The sequence below is a fragment of the Ruminococcus sp. OA3 genome, from assembly GCF_022440845.1.
Taxonomy (GTDB): Bacteria; Bacillota; Clostridia; order Lachnospirales; family Lachnospiraceae; genus Ruminococcus_G.
In genome coordinates this window covers 1-17,158 of sequence record NZ_JAKNTO010000001.1, presented here as the reverse complement: position 1 = coordinate 17,158, position 17,158 = coordinate 1, and the positions used below count along the sequence as shown (strand labels likewise).

At 42.1% G+C, this 17,158-nt stretch carries 18 protein-coding genes and 7 tRNA genes; 15 read left to right on the top strand and 10 right to left on the bottom strand.

The features are described from left to right. Nucleotides 1-14: 14 nt before the first annotated feature. Nucleotides 15-578 carry a class I SAM-dependent methyltransferase gene (locus MCG98_RS00125; protein WP_240299848.1) on the bottom strand — a complete coding sequence of 188 codons (564 nt, stop codon included), beginning with the start codon at nt 576-578 and terminating at the stop codon, nt 15-17. 151 nt (nt 579-729) lie between these two features. Here MCG98_RS00125 and MCG98_RS00120 point away from each other — a divergent pair, with 151 nt between their 5' ends. The 13 genes from MCG98_RS00120 to MCG98_RS00060 all read left to right on the top strand — a co-directional run bounded on the left by MCG98_RS00120 (nt 730) and on the right by MCG98_RS00060 (nt 7,429). Continuing rightward, nucleotides 730-1,896, top strand: a complete 1,167-nt coding sequence (locus tag MCG98_RS00120; protein ID WP_240299847.1) for a CapA family protein — start codon at nt 730-732, stop codon at nt 1,894-1,896. Between the two features lie 32 nt (nt 1,897-1,928). Further along, entirely contained in the window at nt 1,929-2,363 is a 435-nt protein-coding gene (locus MCG98_RS00115) for a DUF1700 domain-containing protein (protein ID WP_240299846.1), read from the top strand. Nucleotides 2,364-2,778: 415 nt separating this feature from the next. After that, the gene (locus MCG98_RS00110) at nt 2,779-3,786 is read left to right on the top strand and encodes a Gfo/Idh/MocA family oxidoreductase (protein WP_345891700.1); all 1,008 of its coding nucleotides are present in this window, start codon (nt 2,779-2,781) and stop codon (nt 3,784-3,786) included. Nucleotides 3,787-4,071: 285 nt separating this feature from the next. Continuing rightward, entirely contained in the window at nt 4,072-4,374 is a 303-nt protein-coding gene (locus MCG98_RS00105) for a rhodanese-like domain-containing protein (RefSeq protein ID WP_240299844.1), read from the top strand. A 111-nt stretch (nt 4,375-4,485) separates the two neighbouring features. After that, nucleotides 4,486-5,631 (top strand): class I SAM-dependent RNA methyltransferase, encoded by a 1,146-nt coding sequence (locus tag MCG98_RS00100; protein WP_240299843.1) that lies wholly within the window; start codon nt 4,486-4,488, stop codon nt 5,629-5,631. Between the two features lie 32 nt (nt 5,632-5,663). Then, nucleotides 5,664-6,263: an XTP/dITP diphosphatase gene (locus MCG98_RS00095; protein WP_240299842.1), complete on the top strand. Its 600-nt coding sequence runs from the start codon at nt 5,664-5,666 to the stop codon at nt 6,261-6,263. Nucleotides 6,264-6,268: 5 nt separating this feature from the next. Further along, entirely contained in the window at nt 6,269-6,751 is a 483-nt protein-coding gene (locus MCG98_RS00090; RefSeq protein ID WP_240299841.1) for a metallophosphoesterase, read from the top strand. 130 nt (nt 6,752-6,881) lie between these two features. Next, a tRNA-Pro gene (locus MCG98_RS00085) sits at nt 6,882-6,956 on the top strand. Nucleotides 6,957-6,995: 39 nt separating this feature from the next. Beyond that, a tRNA-Gly gene (locus MCG98_RS00080) sits at nt 6,996-7,066 on the top strand. Nucleotides 7,067-7,069: 3 nt separating this feature from the next. Continuing rightward, a tRNA-Arg gene (locus tag MCG98_RS00075) sits at nt 7,070-7,143 on the top strand. Between the two features lie 5 nt (nt 7,144-7,148). Continuing rightward, nucleotides 7,149-7,222: transfer RNA gene (locus tag MCG98_RS00070), tRNA-His, on the top strand. 8 nt (nt 7,223-7,230) lie between these two features. After that, nucleotides 7,231-7,302: transfer RNA gene (locus MCG98_RS00065), tRNA-Gln, on the top strand. A 54-nt stretch (nt 7,303-7,356) separates the two neighbouring features. Beyond that, a tRNA-Lys gene (locus MCG98_RS00060) sits at nt 7,357-7,429 on the top strand. A gap of 154 nt (nt 7,430-7,583) precedes the next feature. On the opposite strand, the gene MCG98_RS00055 is transcribed toward MCG98_RS00060, so the two are convergent. Next, nucleotides 7,584-8,960, bottom strand: coding sequence for a TrpB-like pyridoxal phosphate-dependent enzyme (locus MCG98_RS00055; protein ID WP_240299840.1), 1,377 nt, complete (start codon nt 8,958-8,960; stop codon nt 7,584-7,586). Between the two features lie 412 nt (nt 8,961-9,372). Between MCG98_RS00055 and MCG98_RS00050 the strand changes: the two genes are divergently transcribed. Then, nucleotides 9,373-9,452 (top strand) — tRNA-Leu (locus MCG98_RS00050). 26 nt (nt 9,453-9,478) lie between these two features. Here MCG98_RS00050 and MCG98_RS00045 read toward each other — a convergent pair. The 7 genes from MCG98_RS00045 to MCG98_RS00015 all read right to left on the bottom strand — a co-directional run bounded on the left by MCG98_RS00045 (nt 9,479) and on the right by MCG98_RS00015 (nt 16,028). Next, complete coding sequence (locus tag MCG98_RS00045; protein ID WP_240299839.1) at nt 9,479-10,558, bottom strand: site-specific integrase; 1,080 nt, start codon at nt 10,556-10,558, stop codon at nt 9,479-9,481. Between the two features lie 162 nt (nt 10,559-10,720). Then, nucleotides 10,721-11,356, bottom strand: a complete 636-nt coding sequence (locus MCG98_RS00040) for a zinc ribbon domain-containing protein (RefSeq protein WP_240299838.1) — start codon at nt 11,354-11,356, stop codon at nt 10,721-10,723. Nucleotides 11,357-11,483: 127 nt separating this feature from the next. Then, nucleotides 11,484-12,485, bottom strand: a complete 1,002-nt coding sequence (locus MCG98_RS00035) for a tetratricopeptide repeat protein (RefSeq protein WP_240299837.1) — start codon at nt 12,483-12,485, stop codon at nt 11,484-11,486. A gap of 91 nt (nt 12,486-12,576) precedes the next feature. After that, entirely contained in the window at nt 12,577-13,578 is a 1,002-nt protein-coding gene (locus tag MCG98_RS00030) for a hypothetical protein (RefSeq protein ID WP_240299836.1), read from the bottom strand. 101 nt (nt 13,579-13,679) lie between these two features. After that, nucleotides 13,680-14,855, bottom strand: a complete 1,176-nt coding sequence (locus MCG98_RS00025) for a hypothetical protein (RefSeq protein ID WP_240299835.1) — start codon at nt 14,853-14,855, stop codon at nt 13,680-13,682. Nucleotides 14,856-14,916: 61 nt separating this feature from the next. Beyond that, nucleotides 14,917-15,672, bottom strand: coding sequence for an ImmA/IrrE family metallo-endopeptidase (locus MCG98_RS00020; protein WP_240299834.1), 756 nt, complete (start codon nt 15,670-15,672; stop codon nt 14,917-14,919). A gap of 23 nt (nt 15,673-15,695) precedes the next feature. Beyond that, nucleotides 15,696-16,028 (bottom strand): helix-turn-helix transcriptional regulator, encoded by a 333-nt coding sequence (locus tag MCG98_RS00015; protein WP_240299833.1) that lies wholly within the window; start codon nt 16,026-16,028, stop codon nt 15,696-15,698. Between the two features lie 201 nt (nt 16,029-16,229). On the opposite strand from MCG98_RS00015, the gene MCG98_RS00010 reads away from it, so the two are divergent. Further along, the gene (locus tag MCG98_RS00010; RefSeq protein ID WP_240299832.1) at nt 16,230-16,433 is read left to right on the top strand and encodes a DNA-binding protein; all 204 of its coding nucleotides are present in this window, start codon (nt 16,230-16,232) and stop codon (nt 16,431-16,433) included. A gap of 216 nt (nt 16,434-16,649) precedes the next feature. On the opposite strand, the gene MCG98_RS00005 is transcribed toward MCG98_RS00010, so the two are convergent. Then, the coding region (locus tag MCG98_RS00005; RefSeq protein ID WP_240299831.1) for a DUF4393 domain-containing protein at nt 16,650-17,158 on the bottom strand (509 nt) is incomplete at its 5' end.

The following is a 17,158-nucleotide window of genomic DNA, read 5'->3' as shown; positions in this document are numbered from 1 at the left end:
ATACGGCAAAAAACTCAGAGTTTTAAGATTAAAACCGGTATTGGCGGATGGTTTGGGCGATTATAATACTCGCTCATAATCACAAGAAAATATTTGGGGTCTAAGGTCTTAAGATATGGCAGGATGGCTTCGCGTTCATCGAATCCACTGTCGCCTCCGCTGTAAATGCAGAGGGAGATCATACCTCCCTTTTTTAAAAGCCGGAGAGCATCACCGAGTGCTTCCAGGGTGGTCTCTGCACGTGTTGCTATTGTGTGGTCACCAGACGGCAGGTAGCCAAGGTTAAATACGATACAGGAGACAGAATTGTCTGCAGCATAGGAAGCCATGTGGCTGTGACTGTCCAGGATAAGTTCTGCGCGGTCGGCAACGCCGGCTTCTGTGAGGCGGCTGCAGGTTTGGTTCAGGGCTTCCGGCTGGATATCAAATGCGAGCACACGACCGTTTTCTCCGACGAGCCGGCACAACAGAAGGGTGTCGTGTCCGTTGCCGGCAGTGGCATCGATGCATAAGTCTCCGGGTTCTATCTGTTCTCTTATAAAGTGGCTGCACCACTGAGTGATCTGATAATTTTTCATAATATTAATTCCCCCGTATTTCATTTCCGATTAAATTATGGTAAACTTGCTACTATAGTAGCACCTGAAAAGACAAAAGAAAAGGACTTTAGATAAAATGGGAAATGCGCGTGGACGACGAAGGAAAAGAAGAAATACGGGCCGCAGGAGGATGGGGGTACGTGAACGGCAGATACAGTTAATGAGGCGCATCATTGTTGCTGTGCTGTCGCTGGTGCTGATACTTTCTGCGGTGCTGATAGTCAGGGCGGTGAGAGGCAAGGACAGGCCGGAGGCAGCCAGGACGTCAAAGATCCAGGATGTACAGGATGCAAAGACACCTGAGCCGACGCCTGAGGCGGTGCAGATTACCGTTAGTGCAGCAGGTGACTGCACCCTCGGAACGGATGAGGACTTTGATTATGATACAAGCTTAAATGCGATGTACGAAAGTGTGGGGGATCCCTCTTATTTTTTGAAAAATGTAAAATCTATATTCGAGGGGGATGATCTGACGATTGTGAACCTGGAGGGTCCGCTTACTACTTCCGAAGATCTCCAGGAAAAGACGTTTTCTTTTAAAGGGAAGCCGGAATATACTCAGATTCTTACATCGGGATCTGTTGAAACGGTTAATCTTGCAAACAACCACAGCCGCGATTATGGAGAGCAGGGATATGAGGATACCATAAAAAATGTGGAAGCTGCCGGGATCACCAGTTTTGGGTATGAGCGCACTGCGGTGATGGATGTGAAAGGAGTCAAGGTCGGGCTCGTCGGGATCTATGTGCTTGCAGACGGCATGGAACGGGAGTCTCAGCTTAAGGAAAATATTGCGGCAGTTCAGGCTCAGGGAGCGCAGCTTGTCATTGTAAGCTTTCACTGGGGATCAGAGAAAGAAAACTATCCGGATGATACGCAGGTTTCGCTTGCGCACATTGCGGTGGATTCGGGGGCGGATCTCGTTCTGGGCCATCATCCGCATGTATTGCAGGGAATAGAGAAATACAAAGGGAAAAATATTGTATATAGCCTGGCGAATTTCTGCTTTGGCGGTAATTCAAATCCCAGTGATAAGGATACAATGATTTTCCAGCAGACATTTACGATAACGGGAGACCAGGTTGAACTGGATGATGTGGTGAATATTATTCCGTGTTCTATTTCATCGGAATCTGGTTATAATAATTATCAGCCCACACCGGCTGAAGGAGAAGAAAAAAGCCGCATTCAGCAGCGAATTGATGAATATAGCAAGGGATTGTCGGACGGTGGAGAAAACAGCCAGCCGGCCGGCGAGACGGATGACTCATCTGACAGCGGTTCTGATGAGCTGTAGATAAGACTGATGCCATACGAATGGAGGAACAGATGGACAGAATTGAGTTTCTGGAAGCATTGAGCGAAAAGCTAAAAGAGGGGATGTCTGATCACGACATTTCGGAACAGGTCAATTACTATTCAAATTATATCGAGGATGAAGTGCGCGGTGGTAAGCCGGAAGCCCGGGTGTTGGATGAACTCGGAAATCCGACACTGCTGGCAAGAACGATTTTGGATACGCATGAACAGATGGGAGCTGATACGGCAGCAGAAAATGTGCAGCAGAATCATAAGAGTAGTCAGCAGAGAGGCTGGAGTATAAAGACTGACAGAAGCTGGGGGTGTATTGCTGCGGCCGTCATCATTGTACTTGTCCTGGGGATTGCCCTGTGGCTGGTTGGAAGTATTTTCAGATTTTTGTCGCCGATTCTGGTGCCTGTACTGATTGTTCTGCTGATCACTGCGATCGTAAAAAAAAGATGATAGCACAGAAAAAGCGTGTCGGCTAAACCGACACGCTTTTTGAGTTCAATGCTTAAGAGAGTGAATTAATACTTTGAAGTAGAAGAATTTTCATTTGAATTGTGGCAATTCGAAGTTTTATTCTTGTTAGTTGAATTTTTATTCGTGCTGTTTGTGCTGTTTGTTGAATTTTTGTTGCTTTCGTTGGACTCATTGTAAGAATTTGAGTTGTTGCTCATCTTATTTTTGTTTGTGTTGTCATCAGAATAATTTTTAGACATGTCATTTCCTCCTGTTATATTAAAAATTTACGTTACGCTGTTAGTATCTCTGATATCTGTTTTTTTATGCAAATTATAAAAACTTGGCAGATGGAGGTAAGGGAAAGCGGGAAAAGAAGACAGGAATGCTTTAGTTTTTTTAAAAATTATATGATATAGTAAAAATAAAAACCAGGAGGTATGCAACAATGAAAGTGGCGATATTGGGGGCTGGAAACATCGCGACATCCATGGCGACTGCACTTGGCGGACTGGATCGTTCTGTTGCAGAGGCATATGCGATTGCCGCAAGAGATTATGAGCGCGCAAAAGAGTTTGCAGAGAAATGGGGGATCACAAAGGCATACGGTTCTTACGAGGAGATGCTGAATGATCCGGATGTTGATCTTGTATATGTGGCAACTCCGCATGTTTTTCATTATGAGCATTCTAAAATGTGTCTCGAACATGGAAAACCTGTGCTCTGTGAGAAACCATTTACAGTGACGTCCGCTCAGGCAGAAGAACTGTTTGCGCTGGCAAAAGAAAAAAAACTTTTGATCGCGGAAGCTATGTGGACACGTTATATGCCGAGCCGGAAAATGATTCAGGAGCTTATGGACAGCAAAGTGATCGGTGATATCACATCGCTGAGCGGAAATCTGGGCTATGAGCACATTAACATTGACAGAATGAGAAGACTGGAGATGGCGGGCGGTGCGCTGATGGACCTGGGCGTATATCCGATCAATTTTGCGCTGATGTGTTTTGGAGATAAAATTAAAGAGATTAAATCTACGTGTGTGAAGCTTGAAACAGGAGTTGATGCACAGGAGAGTATGACGTTCATTTATGAAGATGGAAAAATGGCGGTACTGTATGCCTCCATGCTTGTACACTCTAACAGGCTGGGAGAAATTAACGGGACGAAAGGCTGCATCGAGGTGCAGAACATCAATAACTGTGAAGAAATCCGCGTATTGGATGAAAAACGCCAGATGATTGCGAGATACCCGGTGCCGGAACAGATCAACGGATATGAATATGAAATACTGGCATGTAAAAAAGCTATGGAAGAAGGCCTGCCGGAATGTCCCCAGATGCCGCATGAAGAGATTCTGAAAGTAGTCAAAATCACTGAATACCTGAGAAAAGAGTGGGGGGTCATCTACCCTTTTGAGTGATCTGGCGTGGTTTCATAAAAAAGTGTTAATAATTCTGAAATTTCTATAATCTTTCTTATTGCATTTTTATGGAAATTGTATTATAATCTTATTTGTAAAGAGAATTTACCCTTCAAAAAATTTTTTTTACAAATTAATAACCCTTATTAATTATTTATACTCCCCTCGAAAGGCCGTGGTAGCTCCCCTACCACGGTCTTTCTCTTTGTGTATCAGATGAAGTGCAGTCAAAGAAGATTTTCTCATTTCTGCAGCTCTGAATATACTATTAAAAAGGAGCTTTTTATGTCGGAACTGGAAATGATTTCTGCCAAGATGCTGGATGCGTATCGAAAAAGAAATGATACGCTGCTGATAGATTTACGTTCCGCTGAGGAGTATTTCCGGTATCATATACCGGGAGCGCGCCACATCGACTATGAGGATACAGAGGCGCTGTTTGGGCTGCCGAAGAACAAAGAGATCATCCTGTACTGTGAACGGGGTGCCTCCAGTATGGCAAGGGCAAAGGAAATGGCCAAATCAGGATACAATGTCAAGTCAATGATAGGCGGCATTCATGCATATCGTGCAGATGCAAGTCACTGACGACTTGTGTTTTCGCGGATATCATAGTAAAATAAACCAATAGATTAAAAAAGATGCAGGGACTTCTCCCGGGTTTTGGAAGAAGTCCCTGAAACGGGAAAAGAGGAAAGCATGAAGATGTTTGAGCTGATAGCGCCCTGCCATTTCGGTACTGAGGCGGTGTTGAAAAGAGAAATTATCGACCTGGGATATGAGGTCAGCAGGGTTGAGGACGGAAAAGTGACTTTTCTGGGGGATGCGGAGGCTGTCGCGTATGCAAATGTGTTTCTGCGCACTACAGAGAGGATTCTGCTGAAAGTAGGACAAGTTAAAGCGGAATCATTTGAAGAATTATTTGAGAAAACAAAAGCGCTTCCCTGGGAGGAGTTTATTCCGAAAGACGGTAAGTTCTGGGTTGCTAAGGCGAATTCAATTAAGAGTAAATTATTCAGTCCTTCAGATATTCAGTCTATTATGAAAAAAGCGATCGTGGAAAGACTGAAAGAAAAGTACAGGGTATCATGGTTTGAAGAGGGCGGAGACAGCTATCCGATACGTGTGACATTTATGAAAGACGTGGCAACCATCACGCTTGATACATCCGGGATCTCTCTTCATAAAAGAGGATACCGCCAGAATACAGTAAAGGCGCCTATTACAGAGACGCTTGCTTCGGCGCTGCTGCTGCTCACGCCGTGGAAACAGGACAGAATCCTGGTGGATCCGTTCTGTGGAAGCGGGACATTTCCCATTGAAGCGGCCATGATGGCGGCAAACATGGCACCCGGGATGAACCGTTCCTTTCTGGCAGAAGACTGGAAACATATCATTCCCAGAAAGTGCTGGTATCATGCGGTGGAGGAGGCTCAGGATCTGGTGGATACAGGCGTTCAGACAGACATTCAGGGTTATGATATCGATGCGAGTGCAGTCAGGGATGCCAGGGAAAATGCCAGGCTGGCGGGAGTGGATCATATGATTCATTTTCAGCAGCGTGCGGTAAAGGACTTAAGCCATCCGAAAAAATATGGTTTTATAGTAACGAACCCTCCTTATGGGGAACGTCTGGAGGATAAGGAGATACTGCCTGGTTTATACCGGGAACTCGGAGAGAGTTATCAGAAACTGGACAGTTGGTCGATGTATCTGATCACAAGTTTTGAGGATGCGGAAAAATATATTGGAAAAAAAGCGGACCGTAACCGTAAAATTTATAACGGCATGCTGAAGACTTATTACTATCAGTTTCTGGGACAAAAACCTCCAAAGAAACATTGACCTCATTTATATTTGAAAAGGGATAGTTTTTTATGAAAAGAATAATATTTGCTACAGGAAATGCCGGAAAAATGAAAGAGATCAGAGAGATTCTGAATGATTTAGACGTGGAAGTTGTTTCTATGAAAGAAGCCGGTATATCAGCTGATATAGAGGAAAACGGAGCTACTTTTGAGGAAAATGCAGTTATTAAGGCCAGAGCCATCATGGAGATTACGAATGAGATCGTGCTGGCGGATGATTCAGGACTTGAGATTGATTATCTGAATAAGGAACCGGGTATCTATTCGGCCAGGTATATGGGGGAAGATACATCATATCGGATTAAAAACAGAAATCTGATCGACCGTATGGAAGGAGTGCCGGATGCTAAGCGGACTGCACGGTTTGTGTGTGCGATTGCAGCTGCATTTCCCGGCGGAGACGTAGTGACGACACGGGGGACGATTGAAGGGATCATCGGTTATGAGGAGCGCGGAGAAAATGGTTTTGGCTACGACCCCATTTTCTATGTGCCCGAATATGGCTGTTCTACGGCTGAACTTCCTCCGGAAGAAAAGAATACAATCAGTCATCGGGGAAAAGCATTGCGAAAAATGAAAGAAGAATTAAAATCAAGAAAAGTGGGTTGAAATCAATGAGGGTGTTAATTATAAGCGATACACATGGACATGCAAAAAATCTGATAGGGGTGCTGGAGAGGGTCTGTCCGATCGATGCTCTGATTCACTGTGGTGATGTGGAGGGGGAAGAGGATTATATTGCGGAACTGGCAGAATGTCCTTCGTATATTGTGGCGGGAAACAACGACTATTTCAGCGTCCTGGATCGTGAAATGGAGTTTGAACTGGGTGGAAAGCAGATTTTTCTCACGCATGGGCATTATTACGGGGTATCGATGGGAACTGAAATGATCAAAGAAGAAGGGGAGAGCCGCAAAGCTGATATTGTAGTGTTTGGCCATACGCATAAACCGTGCTGTGAGATGTCGGAAAACATGGCAGTTTTGAATCCCGGCAGTCTGGCTTACCCGAGGCAGGCGGGAAGAAGGCCCAGTTTTATGATCCTGGAGCTGGGTGAGCATGGGGAACTTGACTGCTCTACGAGATACCTCGGATAGAGTAGAAAACTGCTGGTAAATAAGCGAAAAAATAGTATAAAAAAAGTGTTGACATTTGCTGAGGCATATAATATAATATACCTTGCGTCAGGCAAAAAACGCATAAATACAACAATTGCAAAAGTAATATCGGGGTGTGGCTCAGTTTGGCTAGAGCGCCTGGTTTGGGACCAGGAGGCCGCAGGTTCGAATCCTGTCACCCCGACTGTTGTATCGACTATGACAATAAGATAGCAGCCAATATGCGGGTGTAGTTCAATGGTAGAACACTAGCCTTCCAAGCTAGATACGTGGGTTCGATTCCCATCACCCGCTTACGTGTTTGTAGCTCAGCTGGATAGAGCAACGGCCTTCTAAGCCGTGGGTCGGGGGTTCGAATCCCTTCAAGCACGTTATGGTGGGTATAGCGCAGTTGGTTAGCGCGCCAGATTGTGGCTCTGGAGGCCAAGGGTTCGAATCCCTTTATCCACCTTATCTAATGGGCTATCGCCAAGCGGTAAGGCACAGGACTTTGACTCCTGCATTCGCTGGTTCAAATCCAGCTAGCCCAGTTTGGGAATGCAGGACATGAGGTTCTGCATTCCTGTTAGACAATTGAATGCTGTGGGATATTAGCTCAGTTGGTAGAGCACTTGACTTTTAATCAAGTTGTCCGGGGTTCGAATCCCCGATGTCTCATAGAAAAAGCTTTGGAAACCACTGTTTCCAAAGCTTTTTTTCTTTTCAGATGTGATCGGTTAGTCTGTTATATTGATACGGAGCTGCAAAATAATGCATATAAAAAGAAACAATGCTCTGGCATCGTTGTGTGGTGTCAGAGCATTGCCTGATATCAGTCGATTTTCGGAAGTCCTGCGAATCCAGGCTCCAGGTCAGAGTCTGTTGGGATGTAATCTGTCATTTCGCCGTCGTTGTATTTTCCATATGCCACCATATCGAAATATCCGGTGCCTGTCAGGCCGAAGACGATGGTTTTTTCTTCGCCGGTCTCTTTGCACTTGAGTGCCTCATCAATCGCTACACGGATCGCATGGCTGCTTTCCGGAGCCGGAAGGATTCCCTCGACGCGTGCAAACTGTTCTGCAGCGGCAAATACTTCTGTCTGTTCAACGGAAACTGCTTCGATCAGTTTATCGTCATAAAGCTGTGAAACCACAGAACTCATACCGTGATAACGGAGGCCGCCCGCGTGATTTGCAGATGGAATAAAACCGCTTCCCAGAGTATACATTTTCGCCAGCGGGCAGATCATGCCGGTATCGCAGAAATCATAGGCGTAACGCCCGCGTGTCAGGCTCGGGCAGGATGCCGGCTCGACAGCGATAATGCGGTAATCTGCTTCGCCCTTGATTTTTTCCCCGACGAAAGGAGAGATCAGACCACCTAAGTTGGAGCCCCCGCCTGCGCAACCGATTACAATGTCGGCTTTAATATCATATTTGTCGAGTGCGGCTTTGGTTTCCAGGCCAATGATAGACTGATGCAGCAGTACCTGGCTGAGCACTGAGCCCAGTACATAACGGTAGCCGCTGCGTGACGTTGCGGCCTCTACGGCTTCTGATATTGCGCAGCCAAGGCTTCCTGAGGTTCCAGGGTGCTCCGCAAGGATTCTGCGTCCTACTTCGGTGGTCTCTGACGGAGACGGGGTGACGGAGGCACCATACGTTCTCATGACTTCGCGGCGGAAAGGTTTCTGCTCGTAGGAGACCTTTACCATATATACTTTACAGTCAAGGTCGAAGTAAGAACATGCCATGGAAAGTGCTGTTCCCCACTGTCCGGCACCTGTCTCTGTTGTGACGCCGGTCAGCCCCTGTTTCTTGGCATAATATGCCTGAGCGATTGCCGAATTCAGCTTGTGGCTTCCGGAAGTGTTGTTGCCTTCGAACTTGTAATAGATTTTCGCCGGAGTCCCCAATGCTTTTTCGAGAAAATAGGCGCGCACCAGCGGTGATGGCCGGTACATTTTATAAAAATCCTGAATTTCCTGCGGAATGTCAAAGTATAGGGTATCGTTGTCCAGTTCCTGGCGGACCAGCTCATCGCAGAATACCGGCTGCAGTTCCTCGAAAGTCATTGGCTTTAAGGTCCCCGGGTTTAACAGTGGTGCTGGTTTGTTCTTCATGTCTGCGCGGACATTGTACCATTGCGTCGGCATCTCATTTTCTTCCAGATAAATTTTGTACGGAATTTTCTTTTCTGTGCTCATTTTGTTCATCCTTTCTTTTGCTTTTTGGATTAAATAAAAAACCTGCCCTATCAAATTGATAGGACAGGAGTAATAAACCTGCGGTGCCACCTAACTTCACCCTGATATTCAGGATACGCTTATACATGTACGTTCATACACGTCCCGTGATAACGACCGGTCTTCGTCGCGCCTACTCGGATCATTCCTTTCAGTTTGCCCTCGCAAGCCCATTCGTCATACATGCTTTGCTGCAATTCCACCGCATGCAGCTCTCTGAAAAAGCTCCTGTAATGATTACTATCCTTGCTCATAGGTTTATGATATGATAACAGATGTTTAATATGTGTTAAATATACTATGCGAAATTAGAAAAGTCAAGACCAAACATTGACAATAATTGACTGCATGGTATATAATCATGAGTAGTTTCGCGGGCATGGCGGAATTGGCAGACGCGCCAGATTTAGGTTCTGGTGGGAGACCGTGCAGGTTCAAGTCCTGTTGCCCGCAGCCTATAGAGTGCGCGTTTGCGCGCTCTATTTTTTTCCGTGTTGCATTTCGTGTTGCATAATGTTCATGAAATGTGAGTTTGCAAGATTGTTCATCTCTTTTTCTTTCTCTTCAAGGGCGTGTCTGTATACTGCTTTTAGGACTCCATCATTGCCCCATCCTCCGCGCTGCATAATATATACGTCCGGAATCCCGAGTGCGTGTTGTATGCTTGCTGAATAATGACGCAAATCGTGAAAGCGAAAATGAGGGAGATTAGACTTTTCCAAAATGTGCCTGAAGCGGTCTGTGACCATGCATGGATTTAAGTTTACAATTCTTCCTTCCTTATCCTTCCACTTTTCAGCTACGAAATCCGGGAATTCGATATATCTGTCACCTGCATATGTTTTGGGCTGTCTTATGATCCATTTATGATCAGAAGACAGGACCATGTTTTCGCATACATGGACAATATTACTGTGAATGTTTCTGCTGTGAAGGGCACAGATTTCGCCGCGCCTCATTGGACCGAATGCCGCGAGTAGGATAGGGAGTTCCATCTCAGTCCCTTTTACCTGATCAAGCAGGACTCGTATTTCGCTGTCTGACGGAATATATAGCTCTGGACGTATCTTCTTAGGCAGCGCAGTATTAAGCGCGAAATCAGGGCGATACGTGCGAAGTACCGCCGATATAATCCCGTGTGTATTCCGTACTGTCTTTGGTTTATGTGTACGAGCTTCGATGTTAATTGCTTCCTGTATATCTTCCTGTGTAATATCACATATTTTAATATCCATCAGGCCTGGCACAGAACTATTTAGGGTACGCTTGTATTCTCGTACAGTAGACGGGGACAATACAGATGTGCGCTGATTGATATATTCTGTTAGGGCCTCTCTGAAAGTAAGTGAACAGTATGAACTTGCTTTCTTTCTGTCGGCTGCGTATTGAGTGGCAGCCAGCTCTGCCAGCTTCTTTCCTTCTTTGCTGGGATCGTCACTGGTGAACGATTTATATATCCTCTTCTTTTTTGTAGATCCGTCTTCAAGTGTCACGGTCTCGTAGTGGCTGAACACCTGACACCGCCATGACCCGGATGGTAATTTACGAGCTGTTGGCATAGTATCATCCTCCTTAAAAAATGGTATAAAAATAACAGCCAGCAGGAAACATGTGTTCCGCTTGCAGTAGCTGTCCGAGAATGATACAATATGTATGAATTTGGGTATGCATTCTCGGATGTATGCTTGCCGTCTCCTGTTGGCGCAGGGGGCGGTTTTTTATTATTCAAATGTACAGTCTCTTATAAGTACATTTCCAAATTTTCCATCACATCTTCCGACAATGGTTACTATATCACCTTCCGCAAGTTCCATGACTTTTTTGATTTGCTCATCGTCACTAAAATAACACTGTACAGAAGTAATTGAATATTCCTCTGCAGTGGCAAAAGTTATGTACACATCCTCCATAATATCTTTTCCGATACTTCCCACTGTGCCAGAGATGCGCATCATCTTTTCGTCGTATAACTCATCGCCGCGAACTTCATTTGCTTCATAATCTGTCAGTAAAGTGTCTGGGTCGATTTCCATTATTTCTTCTTGTGGCTGAGCTTCTTTTTGTGACTCTTCTGTAGCTTTCGCAGCAGTGTTTGTAGAAGATGTTTTTTTTGTTTCTTCTTTGTCGCCACCGCCCCCAATGGCTGCTATAACTGCAACTATTGCTATAATTACAATAAGCCCACCAATACAACTACCTTTCTTTTTTTTCTTTTTCTCTGGCTGGTTTGAGGTATAATTGCTCTTAATGTTACTATTTTCTGATGTTTTGAGTTTCATCGGATGTCCACACTTAGGACATGTTGTCGCAAGACTACTTACCTCGTTTCCACATTCTGGACAATTAATCATTGCCATATAAATCCCTCCTCTTACAAGTGTTTTTAGATCAGGTCAATTCGACGGTGATCTGGTTTATCTTAATCGCCGAAGCGGTTAATTCATTTGCCCCCGGTGTTGGCGCTGGGGCGGTTTTTAAATTATTTCAAAAATATCCTTTACTAGAAAGTATTAATTTTTCTAATCTTTGCAAATGAACCTGAGTGTCGGGTGAGTCTATTGCATCATATCCACGGTACACATATTTAACACATTCCAAGGCTTTGAAACCTAGTTTTGAAAGATCAAATGTTTCAGGAAATGAACAGTCAAGTAAAGTACCATAGTACATTGTTAGCTCCATCTTTAAATTATCAGTGTAGTAATTTGGATAATTATTTTTTATGTAATTGTAGGCTATTTCCAAATCATAATCTAATGCAGTTTTTGAATTTAAACGAGCAATTTCCAATATTTTATCAACAGATTCATTCGTATTGGGCTGTAATCCCGAAAGATCATTTGGTAATTGCGTTGGTGCGTCATACGAGTTGGGGTATTCAAATTGTATACTTGTAGTTTCTTCTAAGTTTGTAATTGCTTTATTCACTGTATCAATTTGACTTAAGCTTGCTTTATCTATGCAAGCAACATAGTAAGGTATTGCTTTTTCTGGATCATCGAGCGCGTATCCATACACCCACGCAATACTATAATACGCCGAAGCTACAGATGAACTGTTGGGATAATTTATAATAACTTTAGAGTATGACTCAAGTGAATTTTCATAATCTTCTAAATTATCGAAGCATACTCCAATGTAATACTGGGCATCATCTGCTAAATCACTTTCTGAATATGTTTCCAAAAATCCCTCAAATTCTTTTAAAGCTTCTTCTGTATCACCTTTATACCAAAGATCATGAGCAAAATCGAATTTTGTTTGTTCTTCTGCTGATGGGTTATCTGTAATATCAGTTTTGAACTCTATCTTTATACTACTTGGTATTTCAGGAACGGGAATTTTATCAATTAATTGTGTGTTTGCAGTATTCGTTTTATCAAATGATGTTTGTTCAACGGACTTGTTTTCTCCGCAGGCAGTCATAAATAAGACAAGCGAACAAGTAATCGAACAAAAAATTACAGTAATAATTTTCTTTTTCATACATATTCCTCCCTTGAATATTTTATTATTAATCGCCACTGGCGGTTAATTCATTTGCCGCCCCTGGTTGCCGCCGGGGGCAGTTTTTGTATTATGATAAACCTAATTTTGTTTTTTCTTCTTCAAGAACAGCTTTATAATCATTTAATGATTCATTTGTTTTATCCATGTATTTTTGGAAATGATCAATGTATTCTTGTTTCGGGTTGTTAGTATAATCTTGAAGGTGCTGCATAGCAATTGTATATTGACGCAATGCAGATTGAGCATCCGATAGAAGTGTCATGATTCTAGTACCCATTGGGGCGGAATTTCTATCTTTGTCAAACTCATCATAATATAATTGCAGGATCTGCTCTGAGGATTCTAGGCGCGTTAGAGTGTCAGAAATTACTGATTGTAGTTCCCCCATAGTTCCGTTATCATTTATAATTTTTGCTATCTTATCTTCGGAAAGAATAGAAAGTTCATTCATAAATACGGAATCATATTCGGTTAACATTTTTGCATATCCCACATTACTAATATGGTTGTACAAATCTGAAGTATCTATATTTGTTTGCTCTTCAGCAGTTGGAGTAACCGCAACTTCTGGAGTAGACTCTGGAGTTGCTTTTAGTGTGGGTGACTCGGTGACGGATGGTTCTTCTTCGGGAGAAATGGCAGTATCTTTAGAAACCTGATCTAATTCAGTGGTTGTAGTTGTTCCCATCACTGAAACTTCATAGCTTATTTTTCCACTTTTATATGTAAAGTCTTTAGTGTCATCTGTGGAGGCCAGTATTGCAGAGTCTGTTTTTTCTTTATCTCTTTTAGAAGTCCAACTATACTCATCTACGGACTTTACAGGCGCTGTGTAAGTGCCGATCCAGTAGATTGATTTAGTTTTGCCACCATCAGTAATCCAATTTATTTCAATAGTATCTCCAGTTATTACCGCTTCTTGATAAGAACCATTATTGTCTTCTGAGGCCCAAGTTCCAGTTAAATCGGTAGGTTCATTCTCGTCTGTGGAAATCTTTCCGGAACTACACGCTACCATAAAACAGGAAAAGCACAAAGCCAGTAAAATAATTGAAACTTTCTTTTTCATACATATCCCTCCTTGCATATTTTATTATTAATCGCCGAAGCGGTTAATTCATTTCTTGCCGTCCTGGTATTGGTAGCACTGGGGCGGTTTTTGCTGAAAAATTATTGTGCAATTGAACAGTGTGACAGAATAAGATATTGACCGTCCGAAACGCTTATATAAGATTGCCCTTCAAAATTATCGTTTGAAATAATATCGCTTTGTCTGCTATCTGGATAAATGCAATAATACCCTTCGTCTTCTGATGTTACCATGTATTCACCGGCAGGGATATTGACGCCGACTTTCATCATGCATCCTTCTTTTGCTGTGTCAAATGTATTCTGCAAACACCATTCATCAAACTTGTACGCTTTTGCGTGCGATAATTCTAAATATTCGCCATCTTGTATTGTTATTATAGAGTTATAGTCAAAATTATCATTAAATAAGATGTCATCGCCATTTGCATCTGAATTTACAGAAAAATAACCGCCGCGGCTTTCATTTGTGGCAAGCACCATATATTCGCCAGCAGGAATGTCTACTCCAACTTTAAGTGTACCAGCACCATAAGATTCAATTGTTGGCTCTGGCGGCTGCGTAGGAGTGACTGTAGGTTCAGGTGTGGAAATGGGAATGAGCTCCAAGGTGTTTAAAATTGATTTGAAATCTTTATCATAATTAATTGTATTTTCGTCAATAACACACATTCCGATAGACGCTATTCCGTAATCTGTAGGAAACCCAACCACTTGCACTGTATATGATATGCCGTCTACCTTTTGTTTATATGATAAAAATTTCGTATGTATTTTATTGTATTCAATATTCTGTACACCGCTTACCGAAATAACACCTTGACTTTTTCCTATTCCTTCGACCCACCCGTCCATATTCATATCTATATATTCATCATGTGCATTGTTGAAACCTTCGATATATCCATTTGTTAGCATAAGAAAAGTTGAATTATCGGAAGACGCATAGAAATATAAATTGTCAGAATTTTCAACATTTCTCAACTCCCAATTTGTCGGAACTTCTACTGAAAAGCTACCATGAGTAACTCTTTGTGTTCCTTTCTCAAAATCCACAGATTCAGTAATGGATTCTTTTGTTTGTTCTGGAGTTGGTGTGGAAGTCTCCAATTTCTTTTTTAACTCTTCATTTTCTTTTTGCAATGTTTCCAACTGCTTTGATACATCAGAAGATTCAGGTGAAGCGTTGGAATTGCACCCGTATATAGACGTAACAAATATGCAGCACAGCATTAAACAAATAATTTTCTTTTTCACACAAATTCCTCCCTTAAAAGTGTTTTTTCAGATCAGCCTTGAATGGTGGTCTGGTTTATTATTAATAATAAGTTTCATTTCTTTCCCGCAAACTCTCAGCGGCGTAAAATCCCGGTATGTATTCGATAGGGTGCCGAATCCGTTGGCGAGCCTTTGCAACTAACAGCTTGTTTTCTTCATACAAATAATCCGGTCTGTGTATATACATTTTACAGTAATCACATTTGTCTTCCAGCTGATTAAACAGCTCTTTTTTGCAGTTCAGACACTTCCTGATATTCCACACAAAGCATTTCAAATCATCATTGTAGAAATGTTCGTACATCAGCTTGTCAAGCAGATTCTTTTTATGGTAAATAGCATAACGCCGCCAACGCCGGTAATCATCAAAGGCATAAGTGGATGCTTCATAAGTTATTTGGAATATTTTGGACACGTCGTTTGCATTTTTGCATTCTGCATAGTATATGGCTATGCGCGGTGCAAGCAACCGGCTGGCAAAGTAATTGGCTTCCCGTTCCTTTACATTTGTATAAGGCGGTTGATGCCCCAGTACAATGTGTCCCAGTTCGTGAGCGAGTGAGAAGCGCCGCCGGCAAAACATAGCCTGGTCATTATAATAGACTTTGTTGTTTAGCCGGAAAGCATCATCACTGATCTGTTGGCATGCCTCCTGTTTCACTTTGGACTGTTCTGTATATTCGATACACTCATATCCATATTGCTCAATCATATCGAACAGATTGATCGGAAACGATTTTACGTTACATTTCTGAAAAACCTCTAAGATTTTCCATTCAATTTCCTCATGCGTCAAACAAAATCACTCCTTATGGGAGCTTAATCATCTTCTGACAAAAGTGTCCTGATCAGCTCCTGTTTTTGTTCGAGCGTGAGTTTTTTTCCGTTGCGTGCAACCATGGATTGAATATCCTCGTAGGTTGGTTCGTATTGTTTTTTCTTATTACCGTTTACCATATCTTCCAACTCTTCAACCGTGATTCCCAGTTCTTTGCAAATTTTAATCACAGCTTCTACGCTTGATTTATTAACGCCAGTTCTTTTTAGCATTGTGTATAGGCTGGTATAGGGAAGACCGCACTTTTCAGCAAAGGAACGTAAACTGTAACCATGTTCTTTAATAAGTTCTTCTAATATTTTAGCTCTTTCCATGACAGCACCTCTTTTCTGAATATCTATATTATATACGATAATGCGAATATTGTAAAGCGAATAATATGTTAAAACGTATAAAGGTATAGAATAAAATATAAAAGTATTCTCACATGCAAATATTACTATTGACAATGGTTGCTAGTGAGAATATAATACAATTAAGATATTTGCAGGAGCGAATATCAAGGAGGTGAAATTTTGTATAAGAACTTAATCCAAATTATGAAAGCTGAAAAAATAACTTTCACTCAGATTGGAGAACTTCTCGGATGTAGATATCAAACAGTTAGTGACATCGCTAATGGTAATACACAAAAGGGATTCTACTACGAGGATGCCTGCAAAATACAAAAAGTATTTTTCCCAAAATATGATATGAGCTATCTGTTTGAACGCTCATAATACAAACACACGTTCGATAAAAGTAATATACTATGGATGTATGTATATGTCAATGGGAAATGGAGGAGGTGATGTGAGAGATGAGGATGTTTTTGGTATGTGTGATAGTTTCAAGTATTGTGTCGGCGATAACAACAAAAATATTGGTCACCTACTATTATAAAATTGTAGATGACCATGTAGCGATCATGTGCGATATGACAAAAAAGTTTGTTTCTAATATTTTGGAGCAACGCATGCACGAAAAAAATTTTGACCGAGAGGGGTAAGCTTAGCACAATAATTTCTGGTTTTTGCTATTTCAAACGGGGAATGACGTTTTGTTTCCTGTGAAAACTCTTTAAAGAAATCTGTTTGTGTAAATGGATCATAAAAATCTTTGTCAGGTATTTTATCGGTTTTAGTAGCATCAATTATACCCAACCTGATTAATGATGATATTGATGCACTAGTTTGAAATATATCATAATCTTTAAATGAAGAAATAAAAACGTTTTCCAAGGCTACGGAAAATGAGCGGCTCCTAGTGTCTTCTTTAATGTAATCTACGATGGCAACAACGTCTTTTAAAGGAAATTCTTTAAGTATTTTGGCATCGAGAGGACTCATTTGCTTAATAATTTCCGCGAAACATGGGTGTACAGATGGATTATAGGCAGAATCCATCGAACTTGAAATAAGGTTCACGAAAAGTTCACGAAGCTCTTTTTCGGATACGCAAAAAT